The sequence below is a fragment of the uncultured Flavobacterium sp. genome (assembly GCF_963974175.1).
Classification (GTDB): domain Bacteria; phylum Bacteroidota; class Bacteroidia; order Flavobacteriales; family Flavobacteriaceae; genus Flavobacterium.
In genome coordinates, this window is sequence record NZ_CAXBBR010000004.1 from 402,154 (window position 1) to 420,593 (window position 18,440).

General features: G+C 33.4%; 16 protein-coding genes. 13 read left to right on the plus strand and 3 right to left on the minus strand.

The features are described 5' to 3' along the window. Positions 1-48: 48 nt before the first annotated feature. Complete coding sequence (locus tag AAC069_RS09220; protein ID WP_339920183.1) at positions 49-603, plus strand: hypothetical protein; 555 nt, start codon at positions 49-51, stop codon at positions 601-603. A gap of 212 nt (positions 604-815) precedes the next feature. On the opposite strand, the gene AAC069_RS09225 is transcribed toward AAC069_RS09220, so the two are convergent. Continuing rightward, on the minus strand, positions 816-1,535 hold the full coding sequence (locus AAC069_RS09225) for a sulfite exporter TauE/SafE family protein (protein WP_339920184.1): 720 nt from the start codon (positions 1,533-1,535) through the stop codon (positions 816-818). Positions 1,536-1,639: 104 nt separating this feature from the next. Between AAC069_RS09225 and AAC069_RS09230 the strand changes: the two genes are divergently transcribed. After that, a complete protein-coding gene (locus AAC069_RS09230) occupies positions 1,640-2,062 on the plus strand; it encodes an Lrp/AsnC family transcriptional regulator (RefSeq protein WP_339920185.1) in 423 nt (140 codons plus the stop codon). A 146-nt stretch (positions 2,063-2,208) separates the two neighbouring features. Here AAC069_RS09230 and AAC069_RS09235 read toward each other — a convergent pair whose 3' ends face one another. Then, on the minus strand, positions 2,209-2,640 hold the full coding sequence (locus AAC069_RS09235) for a peptidylprolyl isomerase (protein WP_339920186.1): 432 nt from the start codon (positions 2,638-2,640) through the stop codon (positions 2,209-2,211). A 633-nt stretch (positions 2,641-3,273) separates the two neighbouring features. Here AAC069_RS09235 and AAC069_RS09240 point away from each other — a divergent pair. From AAC069_RS09240 to AAC069_RS09280, 9 genes are all read left to right on the plus strand, one after another. Further along, positions 3,274-4,641: an NAD-dependent succinate-semialdehyde dehydrogenase gene (locus tag AAC069_RS09240; protein WP_339920187.1), complete on the plus strand. Its 1,368-nt coding sequence runs from the start codon at positions 3,274-3,276 to the stop codon at positions 4,639-4,641. A gap of 331 nt (positions 4,642-4,972) precedes the next feature. Then, entirely contained in the window at positions 4,973-5,647 is a 675-nt protein-coding gene (locus tag AAC069_RS09245; protein ID WP_339920188.1) for an NAD(P)H-dependent oxidoreductase, read from the plus strand. Positions 5,648-6,001: 354 nt separating this feature from the next. Then, a complete protein-coding gene (locus AAC069_RS09250; RefSeq protein ID WP_339920189.1) occupies positions 6,002-7,096 on the plus strand; it encodes an alkene reductase in 1,095 nt (364 codons plus the stop codon). Positions 7,097-7,144: 48 nt separating this feature from the next. Further along, positions 7,145-8,200: an NAD(P)-dependent alcohol dehydrogenase gene (locus tag AAC069_RS09255; RefSeq protein WP_339920190.1), complete on the plus strand. Its 1,056-nt coding sequence runs from the start codon at positions 7,145-7,147 to the stop codon at positions 8,198-8,200. A gap of 739 nt (positions 8,201-8,939) precedes the next feature. Then, positions 8,940-10,379 carry a circularly permuted type 2 ATP-grasp protein gene (locus AAC069_RS09260; RefSeq protein ID WP_339920191.1) on the plus strand — a complete coding sequence of 480 codons (1,440 nt, stop codon included), beginning with the start codon at positions 8,940-8,942 and terminating at the stop codon, positions 10,377-10,379. A 13-nt stretch (positions 10,380-10,392) separates the two neighbouring features. Continuing rightward, positions 10,393-11,358, plus strand: coding sequence for an alpha-E domain-containing protein (locus AAC069_RS09265; RefSeq protein WP_091087950.1), 966 nt, complete (start codon positions 10,393-10,395; stop codon positions 11,356-11,358). 157 nt (positions 11,359-11,515) lie between these two features. Continuing rightward, entirely contained in the window at positions 11,516-12,361 is an 846-nt protein-coding gene (locus AAC069_RS09270) for a transglutaminase family protein (RefSeq protein ID WP_339920192.1), read from the plus strand. A 201-nt stretch (positions 12,362-12,562) separates the two neighbouring features. Then, positions 12,563-13,618: a putative zinc-binding peptidase gene (locus tag AAC069_RS09275; protein WP_339920193.1), complete on the plus strand. Its 1,056-nt coding sequence runs from the start codon at positions 12,563-12,565 to the stop codon at positions 13,616-13,618. Between the two features lie 34 nt (positions 13,619-13,652). Next, complete coding sequence (locus tag AAC069_RS09280) at positions 13,653-14,093, plus strand: redoxin domain-containing protein (protein ID WP_339920194.1); 441 nt, start codon at positions 13,653-13,655, stop codon at positions 14,091-14,093. 133 nt (positions 14,094-14,226) lie between these two features. On the opposite strand, the gene AAC069_RS09285 is transcribed toward AAC069_RS09280, so the two are convergent. After that, on the minus strand, positions 14,227-15,177 hold the full coding sequence (locus AAC069_RS09285) for a sterol desaturase family protein (protein WP_339920195.1): 951 nt from the start codon (positions 15,175-15,177) through the stop codon (positions 14,227-14,229). A 780-nt stretch (positions 15,178-15,957) separates the two neighbouring features. Between AAC069_RS09285 and AAC069_RS09290 the strand changes: the two genes are divergently transcribed. After that, entirely contained in the window at positions 15,958-16,974 is a 1,017-nt protein-coding gene (locus tag AAC069_RS09290; RefSeq protein WP_339920196.1) for a homoserine dehydrogenase, read from the plus strand. A gap of 10 nt (positions 16,975-16,984) precedes the next feature. Then, positions 16,985-18,388, plus strand: coding sequence for an aldehyde dehydrogenase family protein (locus tag AAC069_RS09295; protein ID WP_339920197.1), 1,404 nt, complete (start codon positions 16,985-16,987; stop codon positions 18,386-18,388). Positions 18,389-18,440 lie beyond the last annotated feature (52 nt).

Below are 18,440 nucleotides of genomic sequence, written 5' to 3' on the forward strand. Positions count from 1 at the left end.
TGTTATAAGCCATTGTAAAACGAAACGGACAAATATCAAGATTAATTTATGAAAAAAATTATTATCGTAATTATTACGACTTTATTACTTGTTTCTTGTAAACTGACAAAAGAATCTTATGACAGTGGTGAGTTAAAAAAGATAGGGAGAACATCCAGTGATTTACAAAATGGAAAATGGAAATTTTATCATAAAAACGGAAAGATATTTCAAAAAGGAAAATATGTTAATGGAGAAGAAATTGGTGTTTGGAAAATTTTTCACGAAAATGGCAAATTGCACCAGATCGGTAAATTTAATAATGGAAAACAAGACGGAGAATGGAAGTTTTTCCACGAAAACGGAAATAGACAAGGAATTGGCACATTAGATAATGGAAAATTAATTGGTCAATGGAATTGGTATCATACTAATGGAAAAATTTATACAGAAAGATTGTACACAGATGGAAAACTAATAAATATAATTAATTGTTTAGATGGAAATGGAAAGCAATTAGATAAAGGCACTTTAAAAGACGGAACTGGAACACTAAATTTATTTGATGTAGATGGAAATTTACTAGAAGTTCAAAACTTTAAAGATGGAAAATATATAAAATAACGATTTGCCAACAACTGTTTTAAGCTAGCTGAAACTTAGTGGAATTACCGTTTCGCATCAAGTCTTCTGCAAAGCAGAAAGTTAAAATATTATGAATTTCCCACCATCCCAAAGCAGCACAAACGTTAATCCCAATTATAAAAAAAACCGAAATAGACATACAGATCTATTTCGGTTTTTTGTTTTTCAAATCAAATTAGAATAGCCTTTAGTTACTTACTTACCACTAACATGATTCCAGATAAAAAGAGTAGCCCTAATATTATTTTTTTAATCAGCACATCATCAAGTTTTAAATAGACTTTTTTGCCTAGAAATAAGGCGAGTATAAAAAAGGGCAAAACATAAATGGCATTATACACCTGGTGCATCGTCATTAAACCAGTTACTACCAAAACGGGTATTCGCATTAGCGTTACTAATCCCAAAGCACCAAACATAGTCGCTCTAAAAGTCTTTACATCAGTAGTTTCGTTTTGTACAATCATGACATACAACGGGCCTCCGGTCGAAAACAATCCAGAGAAAAAGCCTCCTAAAAACCCAAAAACTCCCTTAACTTTTCCCAGATTCATGCTCGGTTTTTTTGTTCTTAAACTATTCAAAACAAATAGAATCACAAATACACCCAAAGCTTTTTTTAGAAAAAGTGGTTTCCCATAAATCAAAACAATCACACCCACAAGAACGCCAAAAAATGAAGAGATAGCCAGTTTTTTGAGTAAGGTTTTATCGATATCCTTCCATTCTTTATAAACATAAATAGGAGTGGAGATCAAATAAAACATCGAGATATAAGAAACCGCCTCAGATAAGGGCATCACACACAATAAAAAAGGCAAAGCAATTAAGGCCCCAGCAAAGCCAATAATAGTTTGAATAAAAAACCCTGTAAATATCCCAATAGTAAGTAATAATAACGTTGCATCCATGGTACAAAATTACTATTCGACGTAGTATTCTTAAAATTTATTCCATCGATAAAATAGCTTTTATCCATAATAAAACGGTATTTTTAGGCTCAAAAACTTTTTTAATGGTTGATACAATAGATTTAAAGATAATAGCGCAATTAGAGATAAACGCAAGAGCTTCCTATGTCGATATTGGCAAACAAATAGGACTTTCGCCATCTTCGGTACGGGAGCGTATCCAAAAACTGGAAGACAACGAAATCATTACCGGCTATAAATTATCGCTCAACAATCAAAAACTGGGTTATGGTCTAGAGGTTTTTATAATGTTTAAGTTGTTTAGCGGAAAACTAAATACCTTTTGCAAGCAGCTGAATGAATTTCCAGAAATAAGCGAAGTCAATAGGATTACTGGCACGCATAATATATTTATGAAAGTGGTTTTAGTAGATCAACTGCATTTACAGAAATTTATTGATCGTTTATTGGTTTATGGCGAACCCACGACCCACTTAATATTATCAGATTTAAAAAGTGCTAAATAAGAGAAGTGATTCTTATTTACAGGATGCAAACGTTCTTAGCAGCAGCAGTACATTGTCCTTTGTTTAAAGAATGCGCAAAAAAACATAAAAAAAATCCTGACAGATAAAGAGTTATCTGTCAGGATTTAATCAATATATTGTTTTTCTTATCCTTGAATATCAACTACTTCAAGATCAAAAATCAACTCTTTTCCTGCCAATGGATGATTACCGTCAATGACGATAGTCGCTTCTTTCACTTCAACGATTAGCAAATTCATTTCGTTTCCATCAGAAGATTTAGAAACTAATCCCATTCCAACCTCAGGTGTAATATCCTCAGGAAGTTGGCTTTTATCTACTTCTTGAATTAGATCTTGGCGCGCTTCACCATAAGCATCCTCTTGTGAAATAGTTATTGTTTTTTTCTCGTTTAATTTCATATCGATTAGCCCTTTTTCAAATCCGGGAATCAATTTTCCTTGTCCTAAAGTAAACTCTAAAGGTTCTTTTCCTTCTGAAGTATCAAATACTTGACCATCTGATAATTTTCCAACGTAATGTACCTTAACTGTGTTGTTCTCTCTAACTTGAATCATAAAATTGTTTTTTTAATTTTAAAAATACGATTTGTGTAATTTTTACCCATTGCGTATTTAAATTTAAACTTACGTTTTCTTATGCGCCAAAACCACGCCAAAGAGCCCGTAAATAGAAATAGTTTGGAGAAATGACCGATTTGGCAACTTATTCTTCTAAAACTAATGAATTTACCAACGATTTAAGAATTATATTGCCATTTTTAAAGTCTGATACTGTCTCGTCAATGCCATAAAAAGCATGACAGTCCTGTCAGTCTAGCTATCTTTTGCCACTAATCACAACGTTTACTCCTCATTTGATCTCGAGCCTCTAATTTATAATTTGTACCAAACAATACTAAAATTTAAAATTATCTAGCTAGTATGTCATGAGCATTTTTTTGCTTAGCACTTATTCAGAAAAACTTGTTTTTAAAAATCTATAAATTAGTGGCTATAATTTCTCAATAGATCATGGGACTTTATTCTCCTCCTCGTTACCACAGCTAAAAAGAAGTAGGTAATCTGTTGCAAAAAAGCAAAGCAGTGCAATCCTAAATTAAACCAAATGCGAATAAATTACGGCTACCTTTTTAGTACATTTATACTTTACGCTAACAAAACGGCGCTACAGACTTAAAAATAAAAATAATGGCAAAGACTATAAGTATCAATCCGGCAACGGGAGAAAAAATAAGTGAATACGACCGAATTACAAGTAGTGAAGCACTCGATATAATCGCAGCTTCAAAAAAGGAATTCCATCTTTGGAAACAAAAAACATTTGAAGAAAGAGCCAAACTAATCTACGCATTAGCCGATGTTCTAGACGCAAACAAGGAAGAATACGCGCAACTGGCGACCCAAGAAATGGGTAAAGTTATTGGCCAGGCGCGCAAAGAGATTGAAAAATGTGCTTGGGTATGCAGGTATTATGCAGAACATGCAAGCACTTTGCTAGCCAATGAAACCGTAAAAACGGAGGCAACAAAAAGTTATGTGACCTTTCAGCCCATTGGAGTAATTCTCGCGGTAATGCCGTGGAATTTTCCATTCTATCAGGCGATTCGGTTTGCTATTCCGGCATTAATGGCAGGTAACACCGGAGTTTTAAAACATGCTTCTAATGTTCAGGGCTGTGCTTTTGCTATCGAAGACGCTTTCATTAAAGCAGGTTTTCCAAAAGGCGTATTTATGAATTTGAATGTGGATTCTAAAGACGTGAAAAAACTTATCGAAGATAAGAATATTGCCGCCATTACACTTACGGGAAGCGACGCTGCTGGTCGTTCCATAGCTTCAATTGCCGGGCAAAACTTAAAGAAAACGGTAATGGAATTAGGCGGTAGTGATGCCTACATAATCCTGGACGACGTAGATTTAGAAAAAGCAACTGACTTGGCTACTTTGGGCCGACTACAAAACAACGGACAAACTTGTATTGCAGCCAAACGATTTATTGTTCATGATGCAATCTATGACGACTTTCTAGCTCTATTCACTAAGAAAATGAAAGCGGCAAAAATGGGTGGGCCAACCGATGAAGATTCCTACTACGGGCCAATGGCAAGACTAGATTTAAGAGATGAATTGCACGAACAAGTACAAAAAACAATACAACAAGGAGGACGTTTGGTTCTTGGAGGAACAATCCCCGAAGGGAAAGGCGCTTATTATCCTGCAAGTATATTGGTTGATTTAGAACCAGGAATGGAAGCATTTGACAACGAATTATTTGGCCCTGTAGCCTCAGTGATACGAGCAAAAGATGATGCCCATGCTGTGGAATTAGCTAACAATTCTCAATTTGGTTTGGGTTCTGGAGTATTTACTAAAGATATAGAGCGCGGAGAAAAATTAGCGTTACAACTGGAAGCAGGAAGTAGTTTTGTAAATAAACTGGTGGTTTCTGATCCAAGATTACCTTTTGGTGGAATCAAAAATAGCGGTTACGGAAGAGAACTAGCTGCTTATGGAATTCGTGAATTTGTAAATACAAAAACGATTTGGATTGATTAAGAGGTAAATAAATTTCTCTTCTATATTGTGACAGAGCACTTTTTCTAACAATGTAGAAGGAAGGTTTAATGAGTTTATAATACACCTATTATACTATAATCCAGTCAATTGTAACATTGAAATTATACATTGTAACTTGTAGATTTCGACGAAAAGAAAATCCGCTTTTTTATAAGCCCGAGCCTAATGGCGCCATTTAAAAACATAAGAGTCAAACCAGAAAAGAGACGTAGTTATGAAAATGTTAAATCTATCTTACTTGATATAAGTCAAGAAGGTTTCTGTCATAGTCCTGTAATTTTGTAAGCTTTAATAAAATATATAATAGAATATGACAACACCAAACATAGCAAACGAAGACATAGTCAACGCCTTTCAATTCAGACATGCAACTAAAGAATTTGATGCTACAAAAATTATTTCTGATGATGACATGAAATTCATCTTAGAAACAGCACATCTATCTCCTAGCTCTTTTGGATTTGAACCTTGGCATTTTATTGTAGTTCAAGACAAAGAATTACGCGAATTATTGAAGCCAGTAGCTTGGGGAGCACCGTTAAAATTAGATACTGCAAGTCATTTTGTTTTGGGTTTATCAATGAAAGCACCCATGGTAAAGCACGATTCAGCATATGTTATGTCTATGATGAAAGATGTCAAAAAAATGCCTGCTGATGTAATCGAAATGTATTCTAAATTCTACAGAGAGTTTCAAGAGCGTGATTTTGATTTGGACACAGACAAAAAACTATTCGACTGGTCGTCTAAACAAACGTACCTTGCTTTAGGAAACATGATGACTGCTGCTGCTTTAACAGGTATTGATAGTTGTCCTATTGAAGGTTTTCACCAAGAAAAAGCAGAAGCTTTACTAAGAGAAAAATTTGGCGTAGATACTGACAAATACGGTTTATCTTTTATGGTTGCTTTTGGATACAGAAAAGCAGATCCAGTAAATCCTAAATCAAGAAGAAACATAGAAGACATTGTTACTTGGATGTAAATTATGAATGTTCTTCTTTTTTTCAAAACATCTAATAATAGGTTCCAAAGTGTAAAAGCTTTGGAACTTTTTAATTTTAATTACAAAAAAGTCATGCAGCTCTAAATTTAGGATTCAATTGGATGAATTGGAACGATACTTAGAGCGATTTGATTAAAAGTTTTTTGCCGAATACCATTCAAAATAGAAAATAAACTTATTTTAGGTTAAGGTTTAAACTACAGCCAATTCAAATTAAAGCCCATATTGTGGCTGTTGAAAATAAAGTTAAATTAATCCTAATTGATCTAGGTCAATGATATTCGTGTTGCGGTAATGTAAATTTGTAGGAATTAATAATTTATAAAAAATAACATGAGCAAACAACATTTATTAACACCATATAACAAAAATATTAACCTTAATAACAGAGTTGTCATGGCACCTATGACACGTGGTAGAGCAGACAATGAAGGTAACGTTCCAACAGATGAGCTACATGGCTTGTATTACGAGCAACGTGCATCAGCAGGTTTAATTATTACAGAAGGCTCGCAAGTGTCTCGTGATGCTGTGGGTTATATCAATACAGCTGGTATTTACACAGATGAGCAAGTAGAAGGTTGGAAAAAAGTAACCAAACGTGTACATGATAAAGGTGGGAAAATCTTTATTCAATTGTGGCATGTAGGACGTATGTCTCATCCTGATTTTCATAATGGAGCATTACCATTATCCGCTTCAGCTATAAATCCAAACGATAAATCATTTACTCCAGAAGGGTTTAAAGATACTGTTACACCTAAGGAAATGACCATTGAAGATATTAAAACGACGGTAAAAGATTTTCAACATTCAGCTGCAAATGCAGTAAAAGCAGGTTTTGATGGAGTAGAAATACATTCCTCTAATGGCTATTTGTTTCAGCAGTTCTTTAACGGAACATCTAATAAAAGAACGGACGAGTATGGTGGAAGTATTGAAAACAAAGCGCGTATATTTTTTGAAGTTTTAGACGCTATTAAAGAAGTCATTCCGCAGGAAAAAATTGGAGCACGTTTTAATCCATCATTAAATGGTCCATTCGGAACGACTATGGATGAAGACACAATCCCAACGTTTGAATACATTATTAAAAAATTAAATGATTATAACTTAGCATACGTTCATCTTTCTGAACCATTTACAGATGTTTCAGAAATACCATATGCTGTGACAGAAATCGCTAAATATTTCCGACCTTTATACAACGGAACATTAATGATTAATTCAGCATTTGATCAAGAAAAAGGAAATAAAGTAATTGAAGAAGGTCATGCAGATTTAGTAGCTTACGGTAAGCCATACGTTTCTAATCCGGATTTAGTAGAGCGTTTTGAAAACAACTTGGATATAGCAGAGTGGGATCAAAGTACGTTTTACGCAGGAGGGGCAGAAGGGTACACAGATTATCCAAAAGCTTCGAATTAAATAGCAATACGGAAATCGAATTAAAAGTAACTTAAAAATCACATAATAATGGCAACGACAACAGTAAAAGCATATGGTGCAACAGCATCAACAGAAGATTTAAAACCTTTAAACATTGAAAGAAGAGCTGTAGGAACAGACGATGTAAAAATTGATATCACTTATAGCGGTGTTTGTCATAGTGACATACATACAGCTAGAAATGAATGGAATGGATCAACCTACCCTGTAGTGCCTGGACATGAGATCATTGGTCGAGTAGTGGAAGTAGGAAATAGTGTTACTAGCCACAAAGTAGGTGATTTAGTAGGAGTAGGTTGTATGGTAGACTCTTGCCAAACATGTTCTTCTTGCAAGCAAGATTTAGAACAATTTTGCGAAAATGGAGCAACATTTACTTACAACAGTCCAGACAAACATCTTGAAGGTAAACAAACTTACGGAGGTTATTCAACGTCAGTAGTTGTTGATGAAAAATTTGTACTACGCATTCCAGAAAATTTAGACGAAGCAGCAACTGCACCACTATTATGCGCAGGAGTTACTACATGGTCACCACTACGCCATTGGAACGTAAAAAAAGGAGATAAAGTAGGTGTAGTAGGTTTAGGAGGATTAGGTCATATGGGCGTTAAATTTGCCAATGCATTAGGTGCTCATGTGGTTATGATTACAACATCGCCAGAAAAAGGAAAAGATGCTACCCGTTTAGGTGCTCATGAAGTTTTAGTATCGAAAGATCAAGAAGACATGAAGAAACACCAAGGTAGTTTCGATTTTATTTTAAACACAATTCCTGTAGGTCATGAGATGGATCCATATTTAGGATTGCTGAAAATTGATGCAACAATGGTTTTAGTTGGTGCAGTAGAACCTTTAAAACCATTTCATGGAGGAAATATCATTATGGGACGTAAGCGTATTGCTGGTTCTTTAATTGGAGGTATTAAGGAAACACAAGAGATGTTAGATTTCTGTGGCGAACATAATATTACTAGCGATATTGAACTTATCAATATGCAAGATATTAATACAGCGTATGAACGTGTTACAAGCAATGACGTTAAATATAGATTTGTAATTGATATGAAATCGCTTAAATAAGAACAATATATTTATATCGCATTAAAAAAACAGCATCTAAATTGACTTTAGATGCTGTTTTTTTCGAATATGCGACAGAACTAAGCGTCTGATAAAAATTTTAGAGACATAAGATTTCATCAAAATCTTAATTTATTAGTTCCAAAGTGTAAAAGCTTTGGGACTTTTTTAGTTTAAACAACAAAAAGGGAAAGTAACCGTCAGCCACTTTTTATACCTAAAAATAGTGGTTTGTAGAAAGGCTAAAAAAACAGCAATCGAATGATCTTATTTCTGGATTTAATATATAAGGTCCAAAATGCATTTTTAAACAAAATTTGCTACCGAACTCGTCTTAAAAATTGGTTCTAATATTAGAGTCGGAGCGTTGCAATAAAAAAAAATATTAGTACTTATTTGGAACGCTAGATAATTATTTACTTACATAATGCACAATAATGGGTATCTGTTCTAACTACACAAAACAAAGTAAATAACCATTTGATTTAAAGCATTTTACATATAAAAAGTATATAGAATATTTAATTTTATAACAACTAAAATTACATTTAACTTCATATTTGTAGGATTTTATAGTATATTATTCGTATATTGAGAAATATAAATCTAGTACTTTTCTAGTTTGTTATAATTTTTTTAAAAAAAACCAATCCTCTTTTTAATTCAAAATTAAACTTTATTTGCGCTTAAAAAAGCAAGTAAAAGATGTTTTAAAAAAGGAATAAATTCACTATTTTTCATGTTAAAGTTAAATTTATCAGAATACGATACCAAGGGGTATTATGACGAAATGTTTGATGAAAATAATAACGTTCGGCCCAATTATAAGTTATTTTTAGAACGGCTCCAAAAAGTGAGTCATAAGAAGCTACAAAGCCTTCAACACGCTACTGATAGAGCCCAACTATCATTAGGAATGACCTTCAATGTGTATGACGACAATCAAGGTGTAGAGCGAATTCTTCATTTAGATATTATTCCTAGAATAATTGATAATACAGAATGGACGCACTTAGAAAAAGGCTTACAGCAACGTATTAGAGCACTAAACTTGTTTATACAGGATATTTATAATGACCAAAAAGTCATCAAAGATAAAATTATCCCAAAAGAATTAATTTTATCTAGTGCTTCTTACTTAAAGCAATTACAAGGATTTACACCACCAAAAGACATTTGGTGTCACATTACTGGTTCTGACTTAATCAAAGGTGGTGATGGACAATATTATGTACTTGAGGACAATCTAAGATGTCCTTCGGGAGTTTCTTACATGCTTGAAAACAGAGAAATTCTGAAAAGAACATTTCCTGAACTATTCAAAAAGCTAGGAGTAAAGCCTGTATACAATTACACACACATTTTAAGAGATACTTTAGAATCACTTACTGATGTTGAAAAACCTAACGTTGTTGTATTAACACCAGGTATTTTTAATTCGGCTTATTTTGAGCATTCTTATTTAGCACAACAAATGGGCGCGGAGTTAGTAGAAGGTAAAGATTTAATTGTAAAAGACGATGTCGTATTTATGATAACCACCGCTGGTTTGCAACGTGTAGATGTTATTTATCGTCGTGTGGATGATGAATTTATTGACCCACTAGCATTTAATAAAAATTCTGTGTTAGGAACTCCTGGATTATTTAAAGCCTATCTAAAAGGAAACGTAGTACTAGTTAATGCACCTGGAACAGGCGTTGTAGATGATAAAGCAGTTTATGCTTATATTCCTCGAATCATCAAATACTACTTAGGTGAAGAGATGATTATACCAAATGTGCAAACCTATATTTGTGATGAAGAAGCCGATCGTAAATATGTTATTGAAAATATTCATAATTTAGTGGTGAAACAAACGGATGCTTCAGGTGGTTATGGAATGCTTATAGGTCCAAAATCTACTAAAAAAGAGCAACAAGAATTTATTGCAAAAATAAAACACAATCCAAGAAATTATATTGCACAACCGATGATTAACCTTTCCAGAGTACCTACTTTGACTGAGGACACGATTGAAGGACGTCATGTAGATTTAAGGCCTTATGCGTTATATGGAGAAGATAGTATAAAAATTATTCCAGGAGCATTAACACGTGTGGCGCTAAAAAAAGGCTCAATCGTCGTCAATTCGTCCCAAGGTGGAGGAAGTAAAGATACTTGGATATTAAACAATTAAAATTAAAAAAATTATGCTTGGAAGAGTAGCAAACACAATATATTGGATGAATAGGTATTTAGAACGTGCAGAGAATTATGCCCGTTTTATGGATGTTAACTTTAATTTATCATTGGAATTACCACCTAATGAAATACAGCAATGGCAACCACTTGTAGTTATTACAGGAGATTGGGAATTGTATCAATCGCTTAATTCGAAAGTAGAAAAAACGAAAGTCATCTATTTTCTAGCTTTTGAGGAAAGAAATCCAAACTCAATTTACAATTGTATTTTAAATGCAAGAGAAAATGCACGTGCCGTAAGAACCGAAATCACAAAAGAAGTGTGGGAGCAAATCAATGCCCTTTATTTTTTAGTGAAAGACGGTCAAGAAAAAAAACAATGTTTAGATGTAAATATTAGAGACTTTTTTACCCAAATAAAAAACGGATGTCAATTAGTTTACGGGATGTATGATTCTACTATATCTAGGAATGAAGGTTGGAATTTTGGTAAATTGGGACAAGTTTTAGAACGTGCAGATAAAACATCAAGAGTACTAGACGCTAAATACCATCTTTTATTAGACTCTCCTAAGGAAGTTGGATCGTCGTTAGATTTAATACAATGGGCAGCCCTTTTAAAATCAGTAAGTGCTTACGATATGTATAGAAAAAAATACGGAAAGCTATCGCCTTCCTGTATTGCAGAGTTTTTGATTCTAGATAGAGAATTTCCTAGATCTATACTTGCTTGTCTACTAATTGCTGAGCAATCTCTTATTACGTTGTCTGGTAGTTCTGTTGGCTTTAGTAATGATGCACAAAAACAATTAGGCGCCTTAAGATCGCAATTAGAATATATTGACATTAATGACATTATAGATAAAGGTATGCATGAGTATCTGGATGAGATCCAAGGAAAGTTAAATAAAATATCTTCAGCTATTTACAACTCTTTCTTTGTGATACAAACTGATTACTCAGAAGTAAAATAGAATAACTAGCTGTTTAGTTTTCAAAATCGTCAGTTCGAGTGTATTTTGTAGAATGAAACGAAAAAAAAATACCTGTCTGCCACGGGCAGGTATCGAGAACTAATCCTTAAAATTAATTGTACCAAGGTGTTAGAATACTAAAAATTAGAATCAACCAATGAAATTTAAGATTACTCATAACACCGTCTATTTATTTAATTCAGAAGTATTTCTAGAGCCTCATTATTTAAGATTCCGACCAAGACAAACAGCTTATGTCGATGTAACGGATTATTCGATAACGATTCTGTCAGAACCAGTAGGGCATAAGGTAATACAAGATGAAGAAAATAATATGGTAGATTTCTGCTGGTTTGAAGGGATGACGAAGCAATTAACTATTACGTCAACGAGTATTCTAGAAACAAAAGCCTTTAATCCTTTTGATTTTCTAATTTATCCACTACACTTTAATCAACTACCCTTACAATACGATGAATTGCAGAAAAAATTACTTTTTTCTACGTTAGAGGGCCAACTCATCTCACAAGAATTAATTGAGTATGGAACAGCCATTCTAAAAGCTTCAGAGTTTAATACGATTGCATTTTTAACAAATCTGACTAAACAATTACATGACGATTTTAGTGTTGAATATAGAGAAGTAGGATCACCATTACAACCAGACGAAACCTTTACAATAAAAAGAGGATCTTGCCGAGATTTGTCATGGATGCAAATAAACTTGTTAAGACAGTTTGGAATCGCTGCTCGTTTTGTAAGTGGTTACTATTATTTTGACATGATCCACCCCGCTTATGAACTGCATGCTTGGGTAGAGGTCTTTTTACCAGGAATTGGTTGGCTAGGTTTAGATCCAAGTCACGGTATTTTTACAGGGAATACTCATTTTCCGATTGCATCCAGTGCGCACTTCGAAAATACAATGCCAGTCTCTGGAGGTATTCGAGGCAGCGCTACTTCTAAGTTAATAACCCAACTTTCAATAGAAAAATATAAGTAAACCATTATAGGCTGAAAGTACATACATTTGCAGTTCCGGACTAAAGGTCTACAAGATTAAAAATTAACCTCGAATTTCACAAATTAGCACAAATTAATTAGTGCAAATCTGTGAAATTCGTCGTGAAAAATGGTCGCAGAAGCTAAAGCGAGCTGCACTAAAGTGCAAAGTTTTAGCTATAAATACATCAAGATTAAATTTATGAAAATATTTCAATGTGGGCATTGTGCCCAGTCCTTATTTTTTGAAAGTTACAAATGTGACAATTGTGGTCATTTATCCGGTTTTAGAGATGAAGATCGCAAAATGCTTACTTTCGATCCTATTGGTGACACCTTGATTTCTGATCGAGAAAAAATCGAATACAAATATTGCAAAAACAAAGAATATGACGTTTGTAATTGGCTAATAGAGAAGGATTCTCCAGAAGAATTTTGTCAAGCTTGTCAGCTAAACCGAACGATACCTAATCTTTCTGACGAAGAAAATTTTGAAAAATGGCAACATCTTGAAGTTGCAAAACACCGTTTGATTTATCAGCTTCAGAAAATTGGTCTAGATTTGGAAAGTAAATTGGGCAATGAAGAAGGGTTTTGTTTTGACTTTGTGGTTCAAAAACATGATCCAAAGCTTATGACAGGCCATGCAAATGGGGTTATTACTATTCTTTTAAAGGAAGCCGATTCTGTGCTTAGAGAGAAAATGCGAAAGCAAATGTTAGAGCCTTATCGTACATTGATTGGGCATCTTAGACATGAAGTAGGACACTATTTCTGGGATCGATTGATATATACCAACAAGAAGGCGTTGAAAGAGTACCGAGCAATTTTTGGAAATGAAAGATTAAACTATGGTGATTCGTTACAAGAATACTATAAGAAAGGAGCTCCTGAAAATTGGCAAGAGTCATTTATTAGTAGGTATGCTACATCACATTCTTGGGAAGATTGGGCGGAAACCTGGGCACATTATTTGCATATTATGGATATGCTAGAGACAGCCTACTTTTTTGGTTTGAATGTAAAACCAATCGATAAAGCGAATACGCTGCAGGCTAGCGTTTCTTTCGATCCTTATACTGAAAAAGATTTTGATGTTATCATCGAAACTTGTGTTCCTTTATCATTTGCAGTCAATAGTATGAATAGAGCGATGGGAGTTCCTGACGTTTATCCATTTATTATCACACCAAATATGGTAAAAAAAATGAAATTCATTCACAAATTACTTTTACCAAAAAGAGCTAAAAAGAGCTAAAAAAAGAAGGTCACATAACGGTTACTCTTACTAAATGAATAAAGAAAATGAAGCTGTTGAATCCATTATAGTTCAAGATTTTAACTGCAATCCAATCGATCTACTTAAAATCTACGAAGGGAAAGCTATTTTGGCAATAATCTATAATAATCAATGTTTAGGATGCACTGGACGTGCAATTCCTTTAGCACATCAATTACAAAAGGAAAATGAAGCTGTACAAGTAGTAGGTATTCATACCAACTTTACTAATGCAAAAGTTACCGAAAGCGAAATCAAGAGTATTTTTACAATTGACGAACTTCCTTTTCCTATTTTTCTGGATGAAGACCATTCGGTTTATGACCAATTTGAATCAGATGGAACGCCACAATGGATTTTAATTACAAAAGATGGAATTTTATCTCGCTCGATATTTGGCTCACAAGAAAATGCACAAAACCGATTGTTTTATGCACTGCAGCAGTTAGATTAGAAATAAATCTCAAGAAATAGTTCAGTTTCCGCTGAAATAAAGATTTTTTAAAAAATATGAGATAATGAATCTACTGCTGAGAGTCTGCAGAGGTTTTTAGCATAGGTTGATAGGAGGTAAGCATAACATCCGTTTATAATTTAGCAGTATTCACAAGGTTGCTTTCAGATACTTTTGCCATTTCGTACCTAAATTGCTTTATGGTAAGAGTACTGCCGTCATGACTCCAACCAGGTGCGCCAAAAACATACATAAACTTGTGATACCAATTGTTTGACTTTTTCATGTCATCCCAAATATTTTTGTATTCGTGAGTTAAAATAACAAACAAATTATAAGAATCTGGAGGTATAGAAACCCCGTATTCTATAGCGATGGAATCGTCTAGTTCTTTCCAAGTTCCAAAAATTCTATCAAAAATATTGAGGAAGCCACCATGGTTTTTGTCCATGTATTCAATATTACGTGCGTGGTGCACTTGATGCATGGTGTGCGTATTGATGAACTTTTCTATAAACCCCATCTTTTTTATATATTGTGTATGTAGTTGAAATTGCCATAAAGCTTCAATACCCATGCAAACAACAAGCATTTCTGGTGGGAAACCAATGATTACAATCCAAACATAAAAAAATGGTTTGTAAAAAATAGTAAACCAACCATTGCGGACGGCCGTCCCTAAATTAAAATTATCTGAAGAATGATGTACGATATGTGCTGCCCATAAAATGCGGACCATATGATTTTGTCGATGGAACCAGTAATAAGAAAAATCATCTAAAAGCATACAAAAAAGCCAAATGTACCAAGCATATCCAAAAGATTCCCAGCCCATAATATTAGTGCGAACACCATCTACTATAGGATTGAAGAGGTCATAGGCAAAATTAAAAACAAATATTACAGCTACTGTTTTTATAAGTGCGCCAACCACTGCAGATCCAATTCCAAGTGATAAACTTGATAATAAGTCTTTCCATTTATATAATTGTTTGTCATCAAAAGCTTTGCTGTAGGTAAGCTCTATCGCGATAAAGCCTAAAAAACAAGGAACTCCATAAACTAAGGGGTTCGTAAAATCCATTAAGTAGTAGTTTTAAATAAGAATTTGTGTAACGTTAATTACGTTCTAAGTTTTATTTTGGGCAATATACTTTATTTTACGGCAAATCAGGCATTGTGGTAAAACCTTTAACCTTTAGAATACTCTATAATTTTTAACGAGTTGCTCGTAAAGCCACTATGAGAAAATTTTAACTGACAGTTATAAATTATTAAATATGAACTTTCTTTAGAATCGCGTATTTGAAATTTTATTTACCAAATACAGGAATATAGCATAGAAATTAAAAGCCTCATTGAAATAGAGCTATTAAAGAATACTTTAATTATAATTATAGATAAAATCTTAAATACTATAAATGCAATTATATGTAAATAGCCTGAATTACTGGTTGCAGGAACAATTATGTATTTGCTCTATAATGTACCGCGTTATGTAACTTGAGGTTTGCTTAAAAGTGAAAGTTGTTCCTAAAGCTTCTTCAAAAAAATTTATTCTAAAAGTTTCTACTACAATGTTAATGGAGCACTTTTTATGCGACGACTTAGAAGGGAAGCATAATGTGTGTGGAATGGAAAGATTAAACTAAAAAGTTAGATTTCAGAATTATCCACTAAAAATTTTATGAAAATTTGCTAAATAAATTATTACTCAACGATTTTAATTTTGTTTACAATATTTATTTAATAATCACAGATAATTCAGTATAAAAATTATATTCCGAATACAATTCATTTATAAATATTTTAATCGAATATATACATAGTTTTGCCCTGTAAACATGAATTTAAATAATTACAAATGGTAAAAATAGTATATGTAGGGTTTGGAATTGTATCACAAGGATTAGCTGAAATTATTTTAAGAAATAATTCTGTATTACCTGTAGCTAAAAATCTAGAAATACAAACAGTAGGAATACTGGATATAATGAAAGGTAGTAAGATAGATGCTAATGGTATTAATATGCATGATGTGCTTTTAAATGCTAAAAAAGGTAATTATAGCTTGCTAACAGATACTATAATTGATATTCCTAAAGCAATACAAGAAATTAATGCAGATATCATTATTGAGGCTAGTTTTACAGATATTAAAACAGGACAACCAGCAATATCTCACATGGAATCTGCACTAAAAACTGATAAGCATATTGTCACTACTAACAAAGGACCATTCGCTGTAGCTTATAAACAAATTTTCAATTTAGCCTCATTAATGAAAAAAACTGTAGCAATTGAAGGAACTGTAATGAGTGGTACACCTATTATTAATGTTTTAAACAATGGTCTTTTAGGCTCAGATATTACTGCTGTAAGTGGTATTATGAACGGAACATCTAATTATATTCTGTCTAAAATGGAATTAGGAATGTCTTATAATGACGCACTTTCACAGGCACAAAAACTAGGATATGCAGAGGCAGATCCTACAAGTGATGTTGAAGGTTTAGACACTTTGGCTAAAGTAATGATTTTGGCAAATGTTGTTTTTGATGTGCAATTAATTCAAGAAAATATTGAAATAAAGGGAATATCTAAAATTACACTTTCAGATGTAAAAGAAGCATCAGCAAATAATAAGAGATGGAAACTAATTGGAAGCGTTTGGAAGGATGATAAAGGTATTGTTCATGGTTCAGTCTGCCCTAAATTGATACCAATGAATGATTCATTATATGGTATTTCAGATGCCACTAATGCCTTAAAAATCACCTCTAGTATTTTAGGAGATACTACGATAGTTGGCGCTGGAGCAGGGAAAATTGAAACTGGTTTTGCTTTGTACAATGATATCATATCAATAGTTAACGGTTAAAAATTAAAACATGGTAATAGATAAAAAAAACATAAGTACCGTAACTGTTTATAATAGTTATACAGGAAAAGTAATAGGAACAGTTCCTCAGTCAACTAAGCAAGATGTAATGAATGCACTTGATCTAGCAAAAAAAGGAGAGGCTATTGGTAGAAAAATGTCCGCTTCAGAAAGAATAGCAATTCTTAGAAAAGCCGTAACCATAATGGAGCAAGAATTTGATGCATTATCGAATCTCATTGCAACTGAAGGAATAAAGACAATAGTTCAGGCAAGAAAAGAAGTCACTAGAGCTTTAAATACGATGCAACTTTCTGCAGAAGAAGCAGGAAGAATAATTGGAGAAACAATTCCGTTTAACGCTGTTCCAGGCTCAGAGGATAGAGTTGGGTACGAAACCAAAGTCCCTATTGGTATTGTTGTTGCCATTACACCTTTTAATGATCCTTTAAACTTGATTTGTCACAAATTGGGTCCAGCAATTGCTGCAGGAAATCCTGTGATATTAAAACCTAGTGATTATACACCTTTAGTAGCCATTAAGTTTGGAGAAATTCTTTTTGAGGCTGGTTTACCAAAAGAGATGTTAAGTATTATTACGGGTTCACCAGAATACTTTGGTGACGCTCTCATTAGCGATGATAGAATAAGATTGATAAGTTTTACGGGGGGAGTGGAAGCAGCAAAGGTAATCCAGAGAAAAGCAGGTTTAAAAAAAATAGTGATGGAACTTGGTTCAAATTCACCTGTTATAGTTCTATCTGATGCAGATTTAGAAGAAGCAGTTCAGTCTTGTGTTTCAGGAGCATTTTTTGCAAGTGGCCAAAATTGTGTCGGTGTTAAACGAATTTTTGTAGAAGAGACTGTTTACGATTCATTTTTAAATAATTTTTCTCAATTAACTTCTACTTTAAAGATTGGTTCACCTTTATCAGAAGATATAGATATTGGACCAATTATAAGTAAAGAATCGATTAATCAAATTGATAAATTTATTAACGAAAGTATAGCCCATGGAGCTAAGATAATTAGTGGTGGAAAAACAATTGGTAATTGCTATACACCAACCATATTAGAGGCTGACTGCAATAATGATATTGCCAATTGCAAAGAAGTTTTTGGGCCTGTGGTAACTATTTCTAAAGTAAAAAACTTAGATCAAGCTATAGAGAACTGTAATAAGTCTCCTTTTGGATTACATACGGCAATTTTTACGAATGATATTAATAATGCACATAAAGCAATTAATGAACTAGAGTGTGCTAGTGTAATGATTAACGATTCCACTGATTATAGAATAGATGCAATGCCTTTTGGTGGCGTTAAAAGCAGCGGAATAGGCAGAGAAGGAGTAAAGTCCGCTATTGAAGCGATGTCTGAAACCAAAGTTGTTTGTTTCAAATTAAAAATATAAGGAAATTTATTTTTTCGATTAGTAATTTATAGAGTAGAAGATCTAATCATTA